Genomic DNA, 18020 nt, shown 5'->3' with positions numbered 1-18020 from the left:
AGGATTTGACTAATCGCGTGTAGGGATGCGATGTATCGCCAAACGCAATACCTCAATCGCCCCTGAGCACGCTGTTGTTACAGGCCTTCCAGCACCACCCAGCCGGCCTCCTGGTGCCAAGGCAAGGCGGCCAGTTTTTGGCCCAGGCACGGGCCGTAGACACATTCGCCAGTGCTCGGGAGGAACTGCGCACCGTGGGCGTAACAGACAATCAACCGCCCATCAGCCGACAAGAACCGGTCCTTGCGGTACTCCAGGCGCACGTCCAGATGCGGGCAACTGTTGCGATAAATCCGCACCTGCCCCTCGTGCACCAGTGCAAAGACACTGTCCCTGCCGCGCTGCAATGGATCGAAGCCGCGCGCCTGTCCTTCCACCAGTTCGTCCATCCGGCACAGGGAGAAATCGCTGTGATCCATGACAGATACCTACCGCGGCGGGCCGCCCGGCGCCCATTTTTCCTTCGAGGTGAACAGGAACAGCTGCGAGTTATCCGCCGACAGAGGGGCACGGCGCGCCTCCCAGGCGTCATCGTGCTTGTCCATGTCGGCGTCGTATTCGATGTGGCAGCCCAGCGGACTGTTGAAGTACCAGAACCAGTTGGAGCCAAACAGGTGACGGCCAGGGCCCCAAAAACTGGTCCAGCCTTTTTGCTCGAAGCGTGTACCGGCCAGCAACACTTCAGTGCCGCTGCCCATGTGGAAGGTGAAGTGCTCGCAGCCCTTCATGTGCGGCGGGGTCTGGATCATGAACAGGCAATGGTGATCATCGGAACCCGCCGGACGCATGAATGGCCCCGCCCCAATGAAGGTGTCAGTGGTTCTGAAACCCAGGCGGTCGGCGTAGAAGGCCTCGGCCTTGGCGGCATCGGGGACGAAATACACCACATGGGACAAGGTACGTGGCACCGCACGCATGTCGAGGGTAATGCCGGGTTGGTTGAGCGGACGCTGTGGCGCATGGCCGGCGGCGTTGGTCAAGTCATCCGGGGCGCTGTAGGACCTGCGAACAGTGACCTGGAATGCGATGGCAAACCCCATGTCGTCGAAGCTGTGCAGCACACCGTTTTCACGGGTGACCTGACGATCGCGCGCCAACTCATCTTCGATTGCATCAAGGTCTGCCGCGCTGGCAACGCCGTAAATGGTTTCGCGAATCGACGGTGCCGGGCCGATGGCAACCGGCAGCGTTGGATCGTCCGCTCGACGAATGATCACAGACGTGCCGTCCAATGCTTCAAAACGCCCACCCGTGTTGTCGACGTCAACCGGCGTCAGGCCGTAATCACGCAGGCAATCGGTACAGGCTTGGATGTCATCGACGCCAAAGATCAGGGCATCAAGGCCAATGATGTTCATGGCTACCACTCCATTGAAATTAGTATCCGCAAACCGGCACCGACGGCTCGACAGGCCATTGAGCGATGCAGGGAATCCGGTGGTGGTGTCGGCAAGAAGTCCGACTGCGGCGAAGATTGCCGTGCGGTTTGGCAGCTGACTAATCGCGAGTGGGGATGCGACCTATCCGAAAACGCGATACCTGAGTGCGCGGGACGGCAGCGCACAGGTGGGGTTGACGGGATGCTCAATTCACCGGAATGTATCGCGAAAATAAATACAAAAACGGACCTGCCCAATGCGTTTCAATCATCTGGATTTGAACCTGCTGGTCGCCCTCGATGTTTTGCTCGAAGAGCAGAACATCACCCGTGCCGCCGAACGCCTGCACATGACTCAGTCCGCCACCAGCGGTGTATTGGGACGCCTGCGTACTTATTTCGAAGACGAACTGCTGGTACAGGTGGGGCGTAAGATGCAGCCCACACCGTATGCCCAGGAACTGGCCAAACCGATCCGCGAGGTACTGTTGACGATCCAGTCGTCGATCACTGCCAAGCCGGTGTTCGACCCCACGACCAGCAAACGTCATTTCCGCCTCGTGACCTCGGACTACCTGATCAGCGTGCTGTTTGCCCAGGTGATTCAGAAGATTCACCAAGAGGCGCCCAACATCACTTTCGAGATGCTTGGCCCTGGCGACAATTCCGGTGAGTTACTGGTTCGCGGCGAGGTCGACCTGATGATCGTGCCTGAGCGTTACATCATTGACGGTCACCCTCACAAGCTGCTGTTTGAAGAGGAGCATGTCTGCGTGGTGTGGGACGGCAATACCCAGGTCGGCGACAGCCTGACCCTTGAGCAGTACATGGGCATGGGCCACGTTTCTGTCGGGTTCGGCCGTAGCCGGCACTTGAGCATCGAAGAGTGGTTCATGAACCAGTACGGTTTCAATCGGCGTATCGAGGTCATCACGAACGACTTCAACACCCTGCCACAACTAGTCGTTGGCACCCAACGCATCGCCACCATGCACCAGCGTCTGGCGCGGTTGTATGCCGAACACCTGCCGCTGCGCATCCTCAATCCGCCGGTGAAGATACCGGTGATGCGCGAGGTCATGCTCTGGCACCGCAGCGTCGACGGCGACCCCATGCACCGCTGGCTGCGCGAACGCATCAGCGAATTCATCCAGCATCTTGAACACGATCATATCGCTGCTCGCGATACCTCCCATCCCGACTCACGATTGGCCAATTAGTCGGGGCGTCCTTACCTTGCCTTGTAAACGCCAAGGCAACCATAAGGACAACAACAATCATGTTCCGCTACTTCCCGACCAATTACGTGTGGAATCTCTCAGTCGACCTGGCCATCGAGATGGGTGCCCGGATGGGCGAAATTGAGGAGATGTGTGCACCGCTTCAGGAAGCCGCCCAGCAGCCTGACGCCGCTGGAACCAAAGCATTTCGCGAAACCTGGGCGAAGATGGCTGACAAGCTCTGCGGCCTGGCCGAAGAAGATGAAGGCCATGGACGACTGCTGTCCGCCGGCGAGAAGTACAGCCGCGCCGCCACTTACTACCTCACCTGCGAGCGCCTTCAAGCCCACGGGGCCCCTGGTCGTACAGCGCTTTACCAGCGCTTCCTTCAGACATTCAAACGCGGTATCGAACTGTCACGGGAGAACTGCGAGCGCGTTGAAATCCCCTACGAGGGCAAACATATTTCCGGCTTGCTGGTGCGTGCCGAAGGCGTGACCGGCCCAGCGCCGATCCTGGTGCAGGTCAATGGACTGGACTCGACCAAAGAAATGAAATATCGCGTCGGACTGCCGGGGTGGTTGGCAAAACGCGGAGTGTCATCGTTGATTATCGACCAACCCGGAACGGGTGAAGCACTGCGCTTGCATAACCTGATTGCCCGATATGACAGCGAGCATTGGGCCAGCCGCGTGGTCGACTGGCTGCAAACCCGAAGTGACGTTGATGCCCAGCGTATCGGCCTGGAAGGCGTTTCACTCGGCGGTTATTACTGCCCGCGTGCGGTGGCGTTTGAACCACGGTTTGCCTGTGGTGTGGTGTGGGGCGCCAACCATGACTGGCGCGACGTGCAAAAACGCCGCCTGGAAAAAGAAGGTAGCTTCCCCGTCCCGCACTATTGGGCGCACGTGTGCTGGGTGTGGGGGGCAAAGGATATGGATGAGTTCATGACCATCGCCGAAAATGTGCACCTGGACGGCGTACTGGACCGCATCAAGGTTCCGTTCCTGGTCACCCACGGTGAAAAGGACTCGCAGATACCGCTCAAGTGGGCACAGCGTACTTACGAGCAACTGGTTAACAGCCCTAAACGTGAGCTTAAAATCTTCACCGAGCGCGAAGGCGGCGTACAGCATTCCAGCTTTGATAACAGCATCAACGCGGGTCATTACATCGCTGACTGGATTGCCGAAACCTTAGGCGGCCACACCGCTTAAAACGCTTGGCAAGACAACAAACGCCGGACAGCCCTGGGGCTCTCCGGCGTTTTTCGCATACCCCAGATACTCCGACTTGCCTTGCACCACCCCCGCGGTGTGTAAGTACACCCGATCGTCGGCGAACAACTGCGCGACACGCGAATAGTCTTCCTCTACCAATGCCCGGCGACGTGCTTGCTCAAGTGCCCGGAGTTCGGTTTTTTCGGTTGCGGTGGTCATCGGACCGCTATCGACGCCATCAATACGTGAGCATTGATACAAGTTGCTGGTGGCATCCAAGGCTCTGCCCTAGCTTCGCTTTGCATAACAATCAGCAAAGTGAAATTGCCATGCCCGCCCTGCACCTGAAATGCCAGACGCTGTTCGACGGAACCGGTCTGCACACCCGTCAACAGCAAACCCTGGTCGTGGAAAACGGCCTGCTGTCATATGTCGGCCCGACCGCTGCTGCACCGCAGCCACAACCGGGAGACACGCTGCTGGACGCCGGCGATAACTTTGTCATGCCCGGCCTGGTGGATGTGCACACCCACCTGGCCTTTGGCAACGCGCAGAGCGAAGAAGACATTGATATCTGGACCAGTGACGAGTTCCGCGCCCTGCGCGGCATGTTCTTCGCCCAACATGTACTGGCCGCTGGCGTGACCAGCATGGTCTGCCCTGGCGATAGCGGCCAACTCAGCATCGCGGTGCGCACTGCAATCGCGGCCGGCTTGTTCGAGGGCCCGCGCATCGCCGCCAGCAGCCGGGTCATCACCAATCGACAGAGCCTCAACGACTGGTTCCCGAGCCGCGTAGGCGCTCCGGAATATTTCACCGCGCACCTGGTCACCAGCCGCAGTGAAGCATTGGCGCAAATCCGCAAACAAGCCAAGGATGGCGTCGACCTGATCAAGATCGCCATGGACGGTACTCACCGCCGCTCGAATGGCGAAATCATCGCCGCGTTCACCGCAGAAGAAACCTATGAAATGGTCCAGGAAGCCCATCGCCTGGGCTGCAAAGTAGCGACCCATGCCTATGGTCGAGAGGCGGTGATGTATGCCGCGCGCGCCGGTGTCGATCTGGTGTTCCATGCCTTCTACATGGACGACGCATGCATCGAGGCCTTGCTCGAAGCCGGCAGCATCCTCGCGCCGACCATGACCTTCCCGCAAAACACCGTGGACTTCTGCCAGCCCCACGATCCGGCCATCAGCACCGGTTACGCCGGCTATTGTGCCCGCACCCTGGAAATCGGTTCAGCGGTGCTCAAGCGTGCCAAAGCCGCGGGCGTGCCTTTCGCCTGCGGCAGTGACAGTGGTTTTGCAGTAACGCCTTATGGCGAATGGCATGCCCGTGAACTGGAGTTGTTGGTCACTCGCCTGGGCTTCACACCCGCAGAAGCGTTGTACGCCGCCACGGCCGTCGGCGCACGTTGCATGCCACGTGGTGAAACCATCGGCACCCTCGAAGTGGGCAAGCAAGCGGACTTCCTGTTGCTCGACGGTTCGCCGCTGCACGACATCCGCATCCTGCAAGACCGCTCTCGCCTTAAAGCCGTGTACAAGGCAGGCCAACCTGCGCGCATGGAGCGCAGCCCTTACAACCCCAAGCAGGTTTCTGATTTCAACTCGCTGAAATGGACTGACCTGTACACCAGGGACCGCGTTACCCAATTGGGCAAGTGGGCGCAATGAGAACCGACACGATGCAACACCTCGACCTGATGACCGCCACCCATATCGCCAGTAGCGCGATCCGTATCGCCCGGGAAACGGGCATCAAGCCACTGGCCGTCGCCGTGCTGGATGCTGCAGGTCATCCGCTGGCAGTCTTGCGTGATGAAAGTGCCAGTTTCCTGCGCCCACAAATTGCCACCGGCAAGGCCCGGGGTTGCCTGGGAATGGGTTTCGGCGGGCGTGAACTGGCCCGGCGCGCACAGGCGATGCCGGCGTTTTACGACGCCATTAACAGCCTGACCGGCGGCGAGGTCATTCCCGCGGCCGGCGGCGTGCTGATTCGCAATGCCGAGGGCCTGATCCTGGGGGCCGTGGGTGTCAGCGGCGACACTTCGGACAATGACGAACGATGCGCTTTGCAGGCTATTGAGCAGGCGGCACTGGTGGCGGACACCGGTGATCAGTTGGCACTTTGATCAAGCAACGCGGCCTGCTCCGATAGCAGGCCGCGGAACCACGCCATTGCCGGGTCATGGTCTTGATAGGGATGCCATTGCAGCACCTGCACAGCGTCGGGAAATGCCAACGGTGTCGGGTGAATACGCAGCGGATAATGTTGAGCGAAGCGCTGTGCCTGTCGGCGAAACACCGTGGCGATCCGCGCAGTACCTACGATGAACTCGGGCATCAGCACAAAACTTTCCAGGGCCACCGCCACTCGACGTTGAATACCCAACTCATGCAGATGCACAGCATCCATCGCCAGGTTTTGACCCTCGGCAAACTCGCGAACCACGTGCTCGGCGCTGCAGTAGTCGGCCAGGCTTAATCCGTCGGCGAACTGCGGCTCCCGCGCGCAGACGATGCAACAGAGCTGGTCACTCATCAGTGGTACATGAGGGTAAGCCGGGTTCAAGCGCCGCTTGGGAACAATCACATAGTCACTGCGTCGATAATCGAGCGCTTCGCTGACCACATCACCGTCGCGCGGTACGGGCAAATCCCGCAGACTCAAGCGAACGCCAGGTGCGACTCGGGCCAATTCAAGGCTGACTGCCGGCAACAACACGCCAGCCACGTAGTCGGACGCCACCAACGTGAAGTTGCGATAACAGTCGGCCGGCTCGAAGTTGACCGGTGCATCGATGATTTCACGCGTCAGTGCCAATGCTTCACGCACTTTGGGAAGCAGCGCCACCCCCAGTGCCGTGGCTTCCAATCGCCGTCCTACCTGGACCAGCAACGGATCATTGAAATGCTCGCGCAAACGCCCGAGTGCCGAACTGGTTGCCGACTGACCCAGGCACAATCGCTCGGCGGCCCTGCTGACGCTGCCTTCGCTCAACAAGGCTTCCAGCGCGACCAGCAGGTTCAAGTCAAGGCGTCGATAACGCATGTTTTACCTGTCTCGCACCCTGGAGTTTTCTGATGACAGCCAGACTGCCGTGACTGAGGGAGGCTGACTAATCGAGTTCAGGGATGCAACCTATCGTCAATCGCGATACCTGGCGCGCAGGCGCATTGGGTGTGAACTCAAGCGTCTAGCGGGTCGTACTCGTTGACGTTGGTGACCTGCGAATGCAGCCGGCCCAACAACTCGACGAGGGTGTCCACTTCCGAGGCAGAGAGCCCGCTGAGCAGGCGCCGCTCGCGTTCCAGTGCCACCTTCAATACTCGTTCATGCAAGGCTTTGCCGGTGTCCGTCAGGCTGACGGTGTAGCGTCGGGCATCGGTTGAATCGACTTGGCTGCGAATGTGCCCTGCCGTTTCCAGGGACTGGAGTGAGCGACTGACCGCGCTCTTGTCCAGACCGATCGTCTGGCAGATTCGATTGGCCGTGATGTCATTTTCCACGGCAAGCATCGAGAGCATTCGCCACTCGACCACACCGATACCGAAGTGTTTGCGATAGCACTGCGATGCCCCTGCAGAGAGCTTGTTGGACAAAAAATTCAACAGTGCAGGGACATAACGCGTCAGGTTCAGTTGGGATTCTGCGGACATTGAGCGAATACCTTGGATCGGCGGGGCCTTGGAATATTGGTTGACACCGCAACTAAATAATCGGAGGATTTCTCAACCGAACATTACGGGCGATTCGCTGCATGATAGGCCGTCGCCCTGCCTCATAAAAATAATTATCAGGTTTTGGTCATGCACCCTTTCAATCTCATCGCCTTCGTTTTTCTCGTGCCAGCACCCGGCTGACCCGTCCCCGGCCAGTGCTCTAACCGACGCTTTTTTTCAGCAGCCACTTCAGTGTGGAGGGACAGGTCATGCTTCAAGTCAACGTCACCCGCAAAACAGACGAAGCCGAAGGCATCTGCAGTTTCGAGTTATGCGCCGCGCACGGCAGCCCGCTGCCGGCGTTCGAGGCCGGTGCCCACATCGACATTCATCTTGCCGATGGCCTCACCCGCCAGTACTCCTTGTGCAACGATCCCAAGGAACGTCACCGCTACCTGATCAGCGTGCTCAAGGACCCGAACTCACGGGGCGGCTCCAGGGCCATGCACGAGCAGATTAAGTCTGGGCAAACAATCACCATCAGCGCTCCGCGCAATCTGTTCCCGCTTGATCGCTCAGCCAAGCGACACCTGCTATTTGGTGGTGGAATCGGTATCACACCCATGCTGGCCATGGCCTGGGAGCTGTCGCATCAAGGAGCAGATTTCGAGCTGCACTACTGCTTCCGTTCGAGCGAGCGTGCAGCGTTCGTCGCGATGCTCGAGCAAACCCCTTTCGCCGACCGCATAAAGCTTCATGACGACAGCGGCCCCCAGATGCAGAAGCTGGATGCACGCGCCTTGCTCACACCCTGCCAGGCTGGCACGCATCTGTATGTGTGCGGGCCGAGCGGTTTCATCAACTACATCCTCGATTCGGCGCAGAACGGCGGGTGGCCGCAGGAGCGGGTACACAAAGAGTTCTTCGCCGCCGCCCCTATCGATCAAGGCGCCAATGCAGCGTTCGAAGTTGAACTGGCAAGCAGTGGCCAGGTTTTTCAGATTCCTGCCGAACGTACGGTGTTTGAAGTACTCGACGAGGCCGGCATAGCGATCGAGTCATCCTGCGAGCAAGGCGTCTGCGGTACGTGCGTCACCCGCATCCTCAAGGGTATTCCCGAACACCGGGACAAGTTCCTGACCGTGGCCGAACACGCCGCAAACGATCGTTTTACCCCCTGCTGCTCCCGCGCCAGATCATCACGCCTGGTGCTCGACCTGTGAATTCAAACAACAACATCAACCGTGCCTCCTGGAGAACACCATGAACACCTCCACTCTCCAAACCCTTGCCGAAGAAATTCCGGCACCTGCCTTGCCCAGCTTTCCCCTCAACCAGTGGTACGTCGCTGCCCTGGGTTGGGAGTTGAAGGACAAACCTGTGGGCCGAACATTACTCAACAAGCCAGTGGTGCTGTTTCGCAAGGCCAACGGCGAGGTCGCGGCATTGGAGGACCGCTGTTGCCACAGGGCACTCCCCCTGTCGAACGGCACGCTCGAAGCAATGGGCATTCGTTGCGGTTATCACGGCCTGCTGTTCGATGACCATGGAAAATGCATCGAGATCCCGGGCCAGGACAAGATCCCGAGCAAAGCCAAAGTGCCGGCGTATCACGTGCGTGAGCAGGACCAGATCGTCTGGATCTGGTTTGGCAGCGAGGCACAACCTGAGCCTATGTGTGAGCCACCGGCCTACGCCGTGCACAGCAGTGGCAAATACCTGTTCGACGGCAACGTGTACCACTACAACGCGCCCTATCAGCTGATCCACGACAACCTCATGGACTTGAGCCATTTGGGGTATGTCCACCTGCGCACCATCGGCGGTAACGCCAGCATCCACATGAATGCGCGGATGAGTGTGGAAAGCGAAGACAACGTCGTACGGGTGGTGCGCCATATGCCGGACTCTGTTCCACCGCCCACTTACACCGCCGCCTACCCCTTCAAAGGCAACGTGGACCGTTGGCAGGAAATCGAATTTCACGTCAGTCATCTGCGGATCTGGACCGGCGCGGTGGATGCCGGCACCGACTCGCTGGACGACCCCGATCGCGGTGGCTTCCACATGCGCGGGTTCCACGGCGTAACGCCGGAAACCGACACCACCAGTCACTACTTCTGGACCATTGCCACCAACCCGGCGAGTGATCCAGAAACCATCAAGGCCAAGGTCGTCGAGCAAACTATCCTGACCTTCGATGAAGACAAGGAAGTGATTGAAGCCCAGTATCAGAACATGTGCCGGTTCGGTGCGCGTCCGATGATCGACATCCACGTTGATGTCGGCGCCAATCGCGCCCGCCGAATCATCGAGCAACTTCGCCAATCCAATCGTTGAATCCAGTTAAATAAACGCCAACTTTGCTCGCGCCCCACGCACCGCAGCCATGTGCTGCTCGGCCTGGGGCAGCAGGTAGCTGAAAAAGAACCCGGCGGTTTCCAGTTTGACGGCGCGCAGCGGATCGTCTTCAGGCAATTGCCGCGAGACCCGAGCCGCCCGTGCCCAGGCCTGCGCTAGCAAGGTCAGGCCGCATAGCTGAAGAAAACTCCCTGCAGCTCGATAGGGGTACTCGACATCTTCGAGTGATCGCTCACGCACCTCGCCAACCAGCACGTGAAGCGCACTACACAGGTTCGCCAGTTGTGCAGCAAAGTCGGCGCACTGTGGCATTTCGGCGCCCAGCCTGGACTCCTCGCGCAATTGCGCCAACAACAGGTCGAAAGCCTGGCCCTGGTCGCCCAGTACCTTGCGTAGCAGCAGGTCGTTGGCCTGAATCTCGTTGCTACCTTCGTAGATCATGGCGATACGGCTGTCGCGCAGGGTTTGCTCGATGGCAAATTCGGTGACGTAACCGTAACCGCCAAACACCTGCAAGGCGTTGCTGGCCTGGCGAAAACCCTGTTCGGTGAAAAACGCCTTAATGATCGGCGTTAGCAGTTGCGCCAGTTGCCCGGCTTGTTGCCGAGCCAGCAGCTGCGGGTCATGTTCGGCCTGGTCCAACAGGTGTGCGACCCAATAGCCAATAGCGCGCATGCCTTCGCTGGTGGCGCGTAACTCGAGCAGGACGCGGCGTATTGCCGGATGGTAGTGGATCGGGTCGGCTGCCTGCGCCACGACCCCGGCCGGTCTTGACGGTGCACGCATCTGCTGGCGTTGACTGGCGTAGCTACGGCAGTTCTGCCAGGCCGCTTCACAGTGCCCCAGGCCTTGCAGGCCTACGTGAAGACGTGCTGAGTTCATCATCACGAACATCGCCTTCAAGCCACGATTGACCTCGCCAATCAACCAGCCCTGGGCCGCCTCGAACACGAGGGAACAGGTGGCACTGCCCCTAATCCCCATCTTGTGCTCGATACCGTCGCAGGCCACGCCGTTGGCCTGTCCTTGATTCAATAACTTCGGCACCAGGAACAGCGAAACCCCTTGGCTGCCGGTTGGCGCTCCCGGCACGCGAGCCAGCACCAGATGCAGGATGTTGTTGGTGAGGTCGTGCTCGCCGCCCGAGATAAACAGCTTGCTGCCACTGAGCCGATAACTGCCGTCGTCCTGAGGTTCGGCGCGACAGCGTAGCAGGCCGACATCACTGCCAGCCTGGGGCTCAGTCAGGCACATGGTGGCCAAGGTTTCGCCACTGATTATCCCGGGAAGATAGCGCTCCTGCAGCCAAGCGGCTGCGTGGGTCTTCAAACACAGGTAGGCGCCGTGGGCGATGCCGGTGTACATGGCCCACGCGTGGTTACTGGCGTAAAGCATCTCTTGCAGCGCCGCGTCGAGCACTTGCGGCAAGCCTTGTCCGCCCAGTGCCTCGGCACAGGCCAGGGCCGGCCAACCGCCTTCGACATAGGCCCGATACGCTTCGGCAAAGCCATCCGCAGTGGTGACCCGCCCCTCGACCAAACGGCAACCCTGACGATCGCCAATGCTGTTTAACGGCGCAAGGATGCCACTGCTGAAACGCCCAGCTTGCTCCAGTACCTGCACGGCCAGCGGCAAATCCAGCGCCTCGAATACCGAACTCCGACGCCACGCTTCGGGTGCCTGCAGCCAGTGTTCAAGAACAAATTGCATATCGCGCAAGGGCGCCTGATAGCTCCACATGTGAAACCTCATAGGGTAGTGAACAGGTGACATCCGTCGCTACGAGCGGGCTACTGATGCCTCAGGCGCGCCAGGTCGGGTTCTCGATCAGCAGGGCCATGCCCTGCCCGCCGCCGACACAGGCCGCGGCAATCCCATAGCGCAGGTTGTGTTCGCGCAGTTGCCGGGACAGGGTCAATACCAGGCGCAGGCCACTGGCAGCCAACGGGTGACCGAGGGCCAGCGAGCCCCCCTGGACGTTGAGACGGCAGCGGTCCAGCTGCAACTCCTGAGCCACGGCGAGGACCTGGGCGGCTTGGGCTTCGTTGATTTCAAACCTGTCGATCTGATCCAGGCTCAAGCCGCTGCGCTGCACCAACAGACGAATCGCCGGTGCAGGTCCGATCCCCATGAACTCCGGTGCCACTCCCACCACCGCGCTGGCCCGCAGCAAGGCTAACGGTGTGCCGCGGCTAGCCGAAGCAGGTCCGACTAGCGCCGCCGCCGCACCATCGGCTACCGCACAGCTGTTTCCAGCGGTTTGTACGCCGCCCTCGTGCACGGCGCGCAGCCGGGCCAGGGCGGCGAGATTTGCGGGTCGTGGGTGGCTGTCTTTACTCACTGAGTCGACGCCCCGAGGCAAGCGAATACTGCGAGATTGATAGCCTTCAAGTTCGAAGATCTGTGGAGCCACAGCAACAATCTCCGGCGCCAGCCACCCTGCCTGCTGCGCTGCAAACGCCTGCTGATGACTGGCACAGGCATAGGCGTCCACGGCTTCGCGACTCAGCCCATAGCGCCGTGCCAGCTTGTCGGCAGTGGCGATCATGTCCACCCCGGGCGCTGGGTCGTACAACGCTTCCCAGAGAAAGTCCTTGAACTGTACCTCGGCGCCAAGGCGAAAACCGCCACGATGGGTATAGGCGGCAATCGGATTGCGTGACATCGACTCGGTGGCCACGCACAGCGCCAGTTGCACACCGTCATCCAGTTGCCTGGCGGCCTGGCGCAGCAATTCGAATCCGGTGGCACAGATGCGCTGCACGCCCAGTGCCGGAACCGATTGCGCCACGCCGCTATACAGACCGATATGCCGTGGCAGCAGGTAGGCATCGAAACTGGCCTGGGCCATGGAGCCCGCCAGCACGCTGTCTACCGCCAGTGGATCGACGCCCGCACGAGCCAGTACTTCGCGCCCGACCTTGATGCCCAGGTCGATCGGCGAAACTTCGGCCAGTGCACCACCGAGGTCCACCCACGGCGTGCGCACTGCATCGAAAATCGCCGCATCGGCAAAGGCCGAGTACTGCCCGCCGGTGTTCAGCACTTCGCTCACGATTTCGCCCCGGCCCGCAGGATGGTCGGATCGAGCCCGCGATACAGGGCCTCGACCTGCTCCGCGCGCCACTGCAACACCGCACGCTGATTGATCGAGCCCTTGTCGGTGATTTCCCCACGATCAATGGAGGCCGGCTCGTCGAGCAAGGCAATCCATTCCAGGCGACTGGCATTGCCGCCGGCTTCGCGATTGAGCCGCTGCAACCAATTGGCGAACCACTCGCGTACCGGCGCGCTTGCCAACACCTGGGCGTCGCTGGCACTGGCCGCCAGCCCCGCCAGGCGTCGGCATTCGTACAATCGCGGGAACACCAGCGCGCCGAGGCATTGACGATCCGGCGCGGTCACTACCAGGTCCTGGACATAGGGCGAACCCTCCAGTACTGCACGATTGCGCAGCGGGCCGACACTGACGAACACCCCTGAAGACAGCTTGAAGTCCTCGGCGATGCGCCCATCGAACATCAGCCCCAGTTGCGGGTCATGCGCGTTGGCCAGCTTGAGCGCATCCCCGGAGCAGTAAAAGCCTTGTTCGTCGAACACCTCGGCGGTCTGCTGCGGTGACCGCCAGTAACCGGGCATGATGTGCGGCCCACGGAAGCGCCCTTCCAGCTTGCCGTCCTTGGGTACCAACCGAACCTCGCAACCCGGCGCCGGCAAGCCGATATAACCGGCCATGGACAATGGCCCGGTGGTAAAGGTGCAGGAAGGCGCGGCCTCGGTCATGCCGAGCCCGGCCATCATCCGGATGCGTTCGCCACAGTGTTGTTCGGCGACCCGGTCCAGGCGGTCCCAGACGCTTTGCGACAGCCCGGCAGCGGCGAAGAAAAATAGGCTGACGCGCTTGAAAAAACACTCCCGGAGCTCCGCGTCCTGTTCCAGGGCCGAGACCAGTTCTTCCCAACCCTTGGGCACGGTCAGGTAGGCAGTGGGAGATACCTCCTTGAGGTTGCGCAGGGTCTGGGCAAAGCCCTGAGCAGTAGGTTTGCCGTCGTCCAGGTAAAAACTGCCGCCGTTGTAGAGCACGATGCCCAGGTTATGGCTGCCGCCGAACGTGTGGTTCCACGGCAGCCAATCCACTAGCACCGGAGGCTCTTGACCGAACACTGGAAAAGTCTGCAACAACATCTGTTGGTTGGCGCAGAGCATGCGCTGGGTGGTGATTACGGCCTTGGGCAGCCTGGTCGAGCCGGAAGTGAACAGAAACTTGGCGATGCTGTCCGGGCCGGTGGCGGCAAAAGCGGCTTCAGCCTCGGCGCCGCCCGGTTGCTCAAGCAGGCTGGAAAAGCTCACCTGGCGGCGGCCCGCGACCTGGCCACGGACGCTGATCAGTGGCGTATCGGCCGGCAGCACAGCCTCGATGGCGCGCTGGTACGCCGGGGCATCACTGACGAACACCAGGCCTGGTTGCAACAGGTCGCACACATGGCGCAGCTTGGAGAAGTCCTGGGACAGCAGCGAATAGGCTGGCGACACCGGGCAGTAGGGAATGCCCGCATACATGGCACCGAAGGCGACTTGCAAATGCTCGATGTCATTACCCGAAAGCAGCACCAGGGGTTTGTCAGCCGAAAGGCCATGGCCCAGCAGGCATTGGGCGATAGCCCGGACACTGGCGAGCATTTGCGCGTAACTCACCCGACGCCATTCACCGTCGTCCTGGCGGGCGGCGATAAAGGTCTGCTCGGGACGCACCTGGGCCCAATGCACCAGACGGTCGAGCAACCGCCTGGGCATCTCGGCCAACGGTTCGAGGGAGCGCATGTGCAATACACCCTGCTGCTCGGTAACCTCGACCGCCGCGCAACCAATGGACACGTGGCGATAGCGCGGTGCGCTGGCTTGGGCATGGGGTTGCAAACTGAATTCGGAACTCACCTGTTTCTTCTCCGTCGAGGCACGCTAAACCCAAGCCACACACAGGCGACTCAGCGATAGCGTGGCAGCCGTTGGCTGCAGCCTTGTTATTGTTATTTCGGCCTTGCACACGGGCATTTGACTTGCGGGGGAAGCCAATGCCCGCCTGTTCAGATCGGGTAGTGCCGCGGTCCATTCTGCAAGGTGACCCAACGCAACTGGGTGAAGTGCTCGATGGATGCCTTGCCACCGAAACTTCCGTAGCCGCTGGACTTGACCCCGCCAAAGGGCATCTGCGCCTCGTCGTGCACGGTCGGGCCGTTGATATGACAGATGCCCGACTCGACCCGTTGGGCCAAGGCCAGGGCACGCCCGCTATCGCGGCTGAAAATCGCCGCCGACAAACCAAACTCGGAGTCGTTGGCCAAGTGCAGAAGTGCTTCATCCCCCTCACCGCGCAGCAACACGGCCACCGGTCCGAACGACTCCTCGCGGTACAGGCGCATGCTTGCGTTGACGCCGTCGAGCAGGGTCGGCTGCAAGATGCTGCCGTCCAGTTGCCCGCCGACCACCAGCCGCGCGCCCTTGGCCAGGGCATCGTCGATCAAGCCCTTGATGCGCGTTCCGGCGCTTGCGTCCACCAGCGAACCGAGCACCGACTCCGCAGCCGCAGGGTCTCCCGCGCGCAGGGTGGCGACCTTGGCCGCCAACTTGTCGACAAAGGCATCGGCAACCTTGGCATCGACGATCAGACGCTCGGTGGACATGCAGATCTGCCCCTGGTTGAAATAAGCGCCAAAGGCGGCCGCCTCTACCGCGGCGTCCAGGTCGGCATCGTCGAGCACCAGCAGCGGTGCCTTGCCGCCCAGTTCCAGCAACGCCGGCTTGAGGTGGCGCGCGGCGAGTTCACCGACGATACGTCCGACATGGGTCGATCCGGTGAAATTGACCCGGCGTACCGCCGGGTTGGCGATCAGCCGCTCGACAATCGCCGCGGCATCCTCAGGTGCGTTGCTGATCACATTGACCACGCCATCGCCCAGGCCGGCGTCTTGCAACACCTGACCGATCAGGCGATGCACCGCAGGACTGAGCTCGGAGGCCTTGAGCACCACGGTGTTGCCGCACGCCAATGGCATGGCGATCGCGCGGGTGGCGAGAATCACCGGGGCGTTCCAGGGAGCGATACCCAAGACGACGCCGCAGGGTTGGCGCAGGGCCATGGCGAAACTGCCAGGCACATCCGAGGGGATGACTTCGCCATTGATCTGCGTGGTCATCGACGCCGCTTCACGCAGCATGTTGGCCGCCAGCCGCACGTTGAACGCGTACCAGTTGGCCATGGCGCCGGTTTCGCCGGCCGCCTCGATGAACTCGGCACTGCGTGCCTGCAATTGCTCGGCCGCCTTGAGCAAACGGCTCCGGCGTTCATTGGGGGCCAGGGCAGCCCAGGCGGGAAACGCCTTCTGCGCAGCGGCCACCGCGGCGTCGGCATCTTCCAGGGTAGCGGCGGCGACCCGCGACACCAACTCGCCAGTCACCGGGTTACGGCGTTCGAAGGTTCGACCGTCGCGGGCGGGGCACGACTGGCCGCCAATCAGCAGGGGCACGTCCAGCATGGTGATTCCTCTTTATAGTCTTTGTCGGGAATACATAGGAACGAGGTAACCGCAGCTCCCGGCGCATCCGCCCGTAGCAGGATGCGCCCGACTGCCTGGCGCGGCACCTCAGCGTTTGTACGCTTGCAGGCCCGGCTTGATGCTCTTGTCGTCGAGGAATTGTTTCATGCCCTGCTCACGGCCGCCTTCGGTGTCCAGCAGGCGTGACTGATCGAGCTTGGCGTACAGGTAATCCTCGTTCTGCTCCCACGTCAGTTCGCGGCAACGTTTGAAACCATGCTTGGCCGCACGCAGCACCACCGGGTTTTTCTCCAGCAGGTTACGCGCCAGCGCCACAGTGACTTCCCGCAGTTGTGCCAGGGGTACGCTTTCATTGACCAGGCCCATCTCGGCGGCCTTCTGCCCGCCAAAGGTCTTGCCGGTCATGATGTAGTACAGCGACTGGCGATGGCCCACGGTGTCGGCCATGGCCTTGCTGACCAGGTTGCCCGGCGGGATACCCCAGTTGATCTCCGAAAGGCCGAAGGTCGCTTCGTCGGCACAGATCGCCAGGTCGCAGGCCACCAAGGGGCTGAAGCCGCCGCCGAAGCACCAGCCGTTGACCATGGCAATGGTCGGCTTGGCGTACATGCGCAACAGCTTCCATTGCCATTGCGAGGCTTCGCGGCGGATTTTTTCCTGGAGGATCTCCGGGCCAGCGTCCACTTCGCGAAAGTATTCCTTGAGATCCATCCCCGCAGTCCAGGCTTCGCCCGCACCGGTCAGTACCAGCACACCGGCGTCCGGATCCTGCTCCAGGGTCTCCAGAACATCGATCATCTCGCGGTTCAGGGTCGGGCTCATGGCGTTGCGTTTTTCCGGGCGGTTGAGGATGACCCACGCGATGCCTTCCTCGATTTCCACTTTGACCGTTGTCCAGCGACCTTCGTAATTGCTCATGACGATGCTCTCTTGTTCTTGGTTTGAAGATGACTGGAAATTAAATCAGCCAATTAGTTATGTCAATTAACTATTAATAGAATTAACCAATTTCCTCGCACTGGAAGCTTCCATCCCCCAAACGCCAGGCAACATTGGTCATAGCAATCACCGGTCAACGCCGGCAAAATAGATAGTCTTGTTAACCTCCAACCTTCAGGACTCACCTGCAATGGCCAAGCCCTCCCCCCTCGCCGAGTCGATCGAGGCAGCGTCGACCAACGTCGAGATGCAGGCACCACTCGATTCGGCGTTGAACGACCTGATCGGCTACGCCATGCGCCGCGCACAACTCAAACTGTTCCAGAACCTGATTGGCCGCCTCTCGGCCCACGATCTGCGACCCGCCCAGTTCTCGGCCCTGGCGATCATCAATCAGAACCCCGGCCTGATGCAGGCCGACCTGGCCCGGGCACTGACTATCGAGCCGCCCCAGGTGGTACCTCTGCTCAATAAACTGGAAAGCCGTGCGCTGGCGGTTCGCGTGCGTTGCAAGCCGGACAAGCGTTCCTATGGGATCTTCCTGAGCAAGACCGGCGAGACCCTGCTCAAGGAACTCAACCAGATCGCCGCGCAAAGCGACCTGGATGCCACCGCGGCACTGGACGATCAGGAACGCGAAGAGCTGCTGCGACTGCTGAAGAAGATTTATCAGGAGTGAC

At 60.8% G+C, this 18020-nt stretch carries 17 protein-coding genes; 7 read left to right on the top strand and 10 right to left on the bottom strand.

Features of this window, described 5'->3' with window-relative positions:
* Positions 1-77: 77 nt before the first annotated feature.
* Positions 78-419, bottom strand: coding sequence for a Rieske (2Fe-2S) protein (locus tag QMK50_RS24720; RefSeq protein WP_320334232.1), 342 nt, complete (start codon positions 417-419; stop codon positions 78-80).
* A gap of 9 nt (positions 420-428) precedes the next feature.
* Complete coding sequence (locus QMK50_RS24715) at positions 429-1358, bottom strand: VOC family protein (RefSeq protein WP_320334231.1); 930 nt, start codon at positions 1356-1358, stop codon at positions 429-431.
* Positions 1359-1635: 277 nt separating this feature from the next.
* Between QMK50_RS24715 and QMK50_RS24710 the strand changes: the two genes are divergently transcribed.
* Together QMK50_RS24710 and QMK50_RS24705 are read left to right on the top strand one after the other, a co-directional pair.
* Positions 1636-2598, top strand: coding sequence for a LysR family transcriptional regulator (locus tag QMK50_RS24710; RefSeq protein WP_159995122.1), 963 nt, complete (start codon positions 1636-1638; stop codon positions 2596-2598).
* Between the two features lie 59 nt (positions 2599-2657).
* Positions 2658-3815 carry an alpha/beta hydrolase family protein gene (locus QMK50_RS24705; RefSeq protein WP_159995120.1) on the top strand — a complete coding sequence of 386 codons (1158 nt, stop codon included), beginning with the start codon at positions 2658-2660 and terminating at the stop codon, positions 3813-3815.
* On the opposite strand, the gene QMK50_RS24700 is transcribed toward QMK50_RS24705, so the two are convergent.
* A complete protein-coding gene (locus tag QMK50_RS24700; RefSeq protein WP_159995118.1) occupies positions 3795-4097 on the bottom strand; it encodes a nuclear transport factor 2 family protein in 303 nt (100 codons plus the stop codon). The two genes, QMK50_RS24705 and QMK50_RS24700, sit on opposite strands and share 21 nt — an antisense overlap.
* A 50-nt stretch (positions 4098-4147) precedes the next feature.
* On the opposite strand from QMK50_RS24700, the gene QMK50_RS24695 reads away from it, so the two are divergent.
* Both QMK50_RS24695 and QMK50_RS24690 read left to right on the top strand, forming a co-directional pair.
* On the top strand, positions 4148-5497 hold the full coding sequence (locus QMK50_RS24695) for an amidohydrolase family protein (RefSeq protein WP_320334230.1): 1350 nt from the start codon (positions 4148-4150) through the stop codon (positions 5495-5497).
* Positions 5498-5508: 11 nt separating this feature from the next.
* Complete coding sequence (locus QMK50_RS24690) at positions 5509-5955, top strand: GlcG/HbpS family heme-binding protein (RefSeq protein WP_159998788.1); 447 nt, start codon at positions 5509-5511, stop codon at positions 5953-5955.
* On the opposite strand, the gene QMK50_RS24685 is transcribed toward QMK50_RS24690, so the two are convergent.
* Together QMK50_RS24685 and QMK50_RS24680 are read right to left on the bottom strand one after the other, a co-directional pair.
* On the bottom strand, positions 5940-6875 hold the full coding sequence (locus tag QMK50_RS24685) for a LysR family transcriptional regulator (RefSeq protein WP_159995114.1): 936 nt from the start codon (positions 6873-6875) through the stop codon (positions 5940-5942). The two genes, QMK50_RS24690 and QMK50_RS24685, sit on opposite strands and share 16 nt — an antisense overlap.
* A 137-nt stretch (positions 6876-7012) precedes the next feature.
* Positions 7013-7483, bottom strand: a complete 471-nt coding sequence (locus tag QMK50_RS24680) for a MarR family winged helix-turn-helix transcriptional regulator (RefSeq protein ID WP_320334229.1) — start codon at positions 7481-7483, stop codon at positions 7013-7015.
* Positions 7484-7755: 272 nt separating this feature from the next.
* Here QMK50_RS24680 and QMK50_RS24675 point away from each other — a divergent pair, with 272 nt between their 5' ends.
* Together QMK50_RS24675 and QMK50_RS24670 are read left to right on the top strand one after the other, a co-directional pair.
* Positions 7756-8709, top strand: coding sequence for a PDR/VanB family oxidoreductase (locus QMK50_RS24675; protein WP_320334228.1), 954 nt, complete (start codon positions 7756-7758; stop codon positions 8707-8709).
* Positions 8710-8749: 40 nt separating this feature from the next.
* Positions 8750-9826, top strand: a complete 1077-nt coding sequence (locus tag QMK50_RS24670; protein WP_320334227.1) for an aromatic ring-hydroxylating dioxygenase subunit alpha — start codon at positions 8750-8752, stop codon at positions 9824-9826.
* A 6-nt stretch (positions 9827-9832) separates the two neighbouring features.
* Here the strand turns inward: QMK50_RS24670 and QMK50_RS24665 are convergent, their stop codons facing one another.
* The 5 genes from QMK50_RS24665 to QMK50_RS24645 all read right to left on the bottom strand — a co-directional run bounded on the left by QMK50_RS24665 (position 9833) and on the right by QMK50_RS24645 (position 17319).
* Positions 9833-11587, bottom strand: coding sequence for an acyl-CoA dehydrogenase (locus QMK50_RS24665; RefSeq protein ID WP_320334226.1), 1755 nt, complete (start codon positions 11585-11587; stop codon positions 9833-9835).
* Between the two features lie 61 nt (positions 11588-11648).
* Positions 11649-12890: a thiolase family protein gene (locus QMK50_RS24660; protein WP_320334552.1), complete on the bottom strand. Its 1242-nt coding sequence runs from the start codon at positions 12888-12890 to the stop codon at positions 11649-11651.
* An 8-nt stretch (positions 12891-12898) separates the two neighbouring features.
* The gene (locus tag QMK50_RS24655; protein WP_320334225.1) at positions 12899-14782 is read right to left on the bottom strand and encodes a feruloyl-CoA synthase; all 1884 of its coding nucleotides are present in this window, start codon (positions 14780-14782) and stop codon (positions 12899-12901) included.
* 149 nt (positions 14783-14931) lie between these two features.
* The gene (locus QMK50_RS24650; RefSeq protein ID WP_320334224.1) at positions 14932-16380 is read right to left on the bottom strand and encodes an aldehyde dehydrogenase; all 1449 of its coding nucleotides are present in this window, start codon (positions 16378-16380) and stop codon (positions 14932-14934) included.
* A gap of 108 nt (positions 16381-16488) precedes the next feature.
* Positions 16489-17319 (bottom strand): p-hydroxycinnamoyl CoA hydratase/lyase, encoded by an 831-nt coding sequence (locus tag QMK50_RS24645; protein ID WP_095170108.1) that lies wholly within the window; start codon positions 17317-17319, stop codon positions 16489-16491.
* Between the two features lie 211 nt (positions 17320-17530).
* Between QMK50_RS24645 and QMK50_RS24640 the strand changes: the two genes are divergently transcribed.
* The gene (locus tag QMK50_RS24640; RefSeq protein WP_095170107.1) at positions 17531-18019 is read left to right on the top strand and encodes a MarR family winged helix-turn-helix transcriptional regulator; all 489 of its coding nucleotides are present in this window, start codon (positions 17531-17533) and stop codon (positions 18017-18019) included.
* Position 18020: the final 1 nt, after the last annotated feature.

Origin of the sequence: Pseudomonas sp. P5_152 (assembly GCF_033989915.1) — a bacterium.
In the GTDB taxonomy this organism is placed as follows: Bacteria; Pseudomonadota; Gammaproteobacteria; order Pseudomonadales; family Pseudomonadaceae; genus Aquipseudomonas.
The sequence above is the reverse complement of the archived record's forward strand: the minus strand, read 5'-3'. Positions and strand labels throughout refer to the sequence as shown.

Excerpts from the sequence above, each read along its gene's own strand:
- QMK50_RS24720 (WP_320334232.1), bottom strand. The coding sequence starts at position 419 with ATGGATCACAGCGATTTCTCCCTGTGCCGGATGGACGAACTGGTGGAA.
- QMK50_RS24715 (WP_320334231.1), bottom strand. The coding sequence starts at position 1,358 with ATGAACATCATTGGCCTTGATGCCCTGATCTTTGGCGTCGATGACATC.
- QMK50_RS24710 (WP_159995122.1), top strand. The coding sequence starts at position 1,636 with ATGCGTTTCAATCATCTGGATTTGAACCTGCTGGTCGCCCTCGATGTT.
- QMK50_RS24705 (WP_159995120.1), top strand. The coding sequence starts at position 2,658 with ATGTTCCGCTACTTCCCGACCAATTACGTGTGGAATCTCTCAGTCGAC.
- QMK50_RS24695 (WP_320334230.1), top strand. The coding sequence starts at position 4,148 with ATGCCCGCCCTGCACCTGAAATGCCAGACGCTGTTCGACGGAACCGGT.
- QMK50_RS24690 (WP_159998788.1), top strand. The coding sequence starts at position 5,509 with ATGCAACACCTCGACCTGATGACCGCCACCCATATCGCCAGTAGCGCG.
- QMK50_RS24685 (WP_159995114.1), bottom strand. The coding sequence starts at position 6,875 with ATGCGTTATCGACGCCTTGACTTGAACCTGCTGGTCGCGCTGGAAGCC.
- QMK50_RS24680 (WP_320334229.1), bottom strand. The coding sequence starts at position 7,483 with ATGTCCGCAGAATCCCAACTGAACCTGACGCGTTATGTCCCTGCACTG.
- QMK50_RS24675 (WP_320334228.1), top strand. The coding sequence starts at position 7,756 with ATGCTTCAAGTCAACGTCACCCGCAAAACAGACGAAGCCGAAGGCATC.
- QMK50_RS24670 (WP_320334227.1), top strand. The coding sequence starts at position 8,750 with ATGAACACCTCCACTCTCCAAACCCTTGCCGAAGAAATTCCGGCACCT.
- QMK50_RS24665 (WP_320334226.1), bottom strand. The coding sequence starts at position 11,587 with ATGTGGAGCTATCAGGCGCCCTTGCGCGATATGCAATTTGTTCTTGAA.
- QMK50_RS24650 (WP_320334224.1), bottom strand. The coding sequence starts at position 16,380 with ATGCTGGACGTGCCCCTGCTGATTGGCGGCCAGTCGTGCCCCGCCCGC.
- QMK50_RS24645 (WP_095170108.1), bottom strand. The coding sequence starts at position 17,319 with ATGAGCAATTACGAAGGTCGCTGGACAACGGTCAAAGTGGAAATCGAG.
- QMK50_RS24640 (WP_095170107.1), top strand. The coding sequence starts at position 17,531 with ATGGCCAAGCCCTCCCCCCTCGCCGAGTCGATCGAGGCAGCGTCGACC.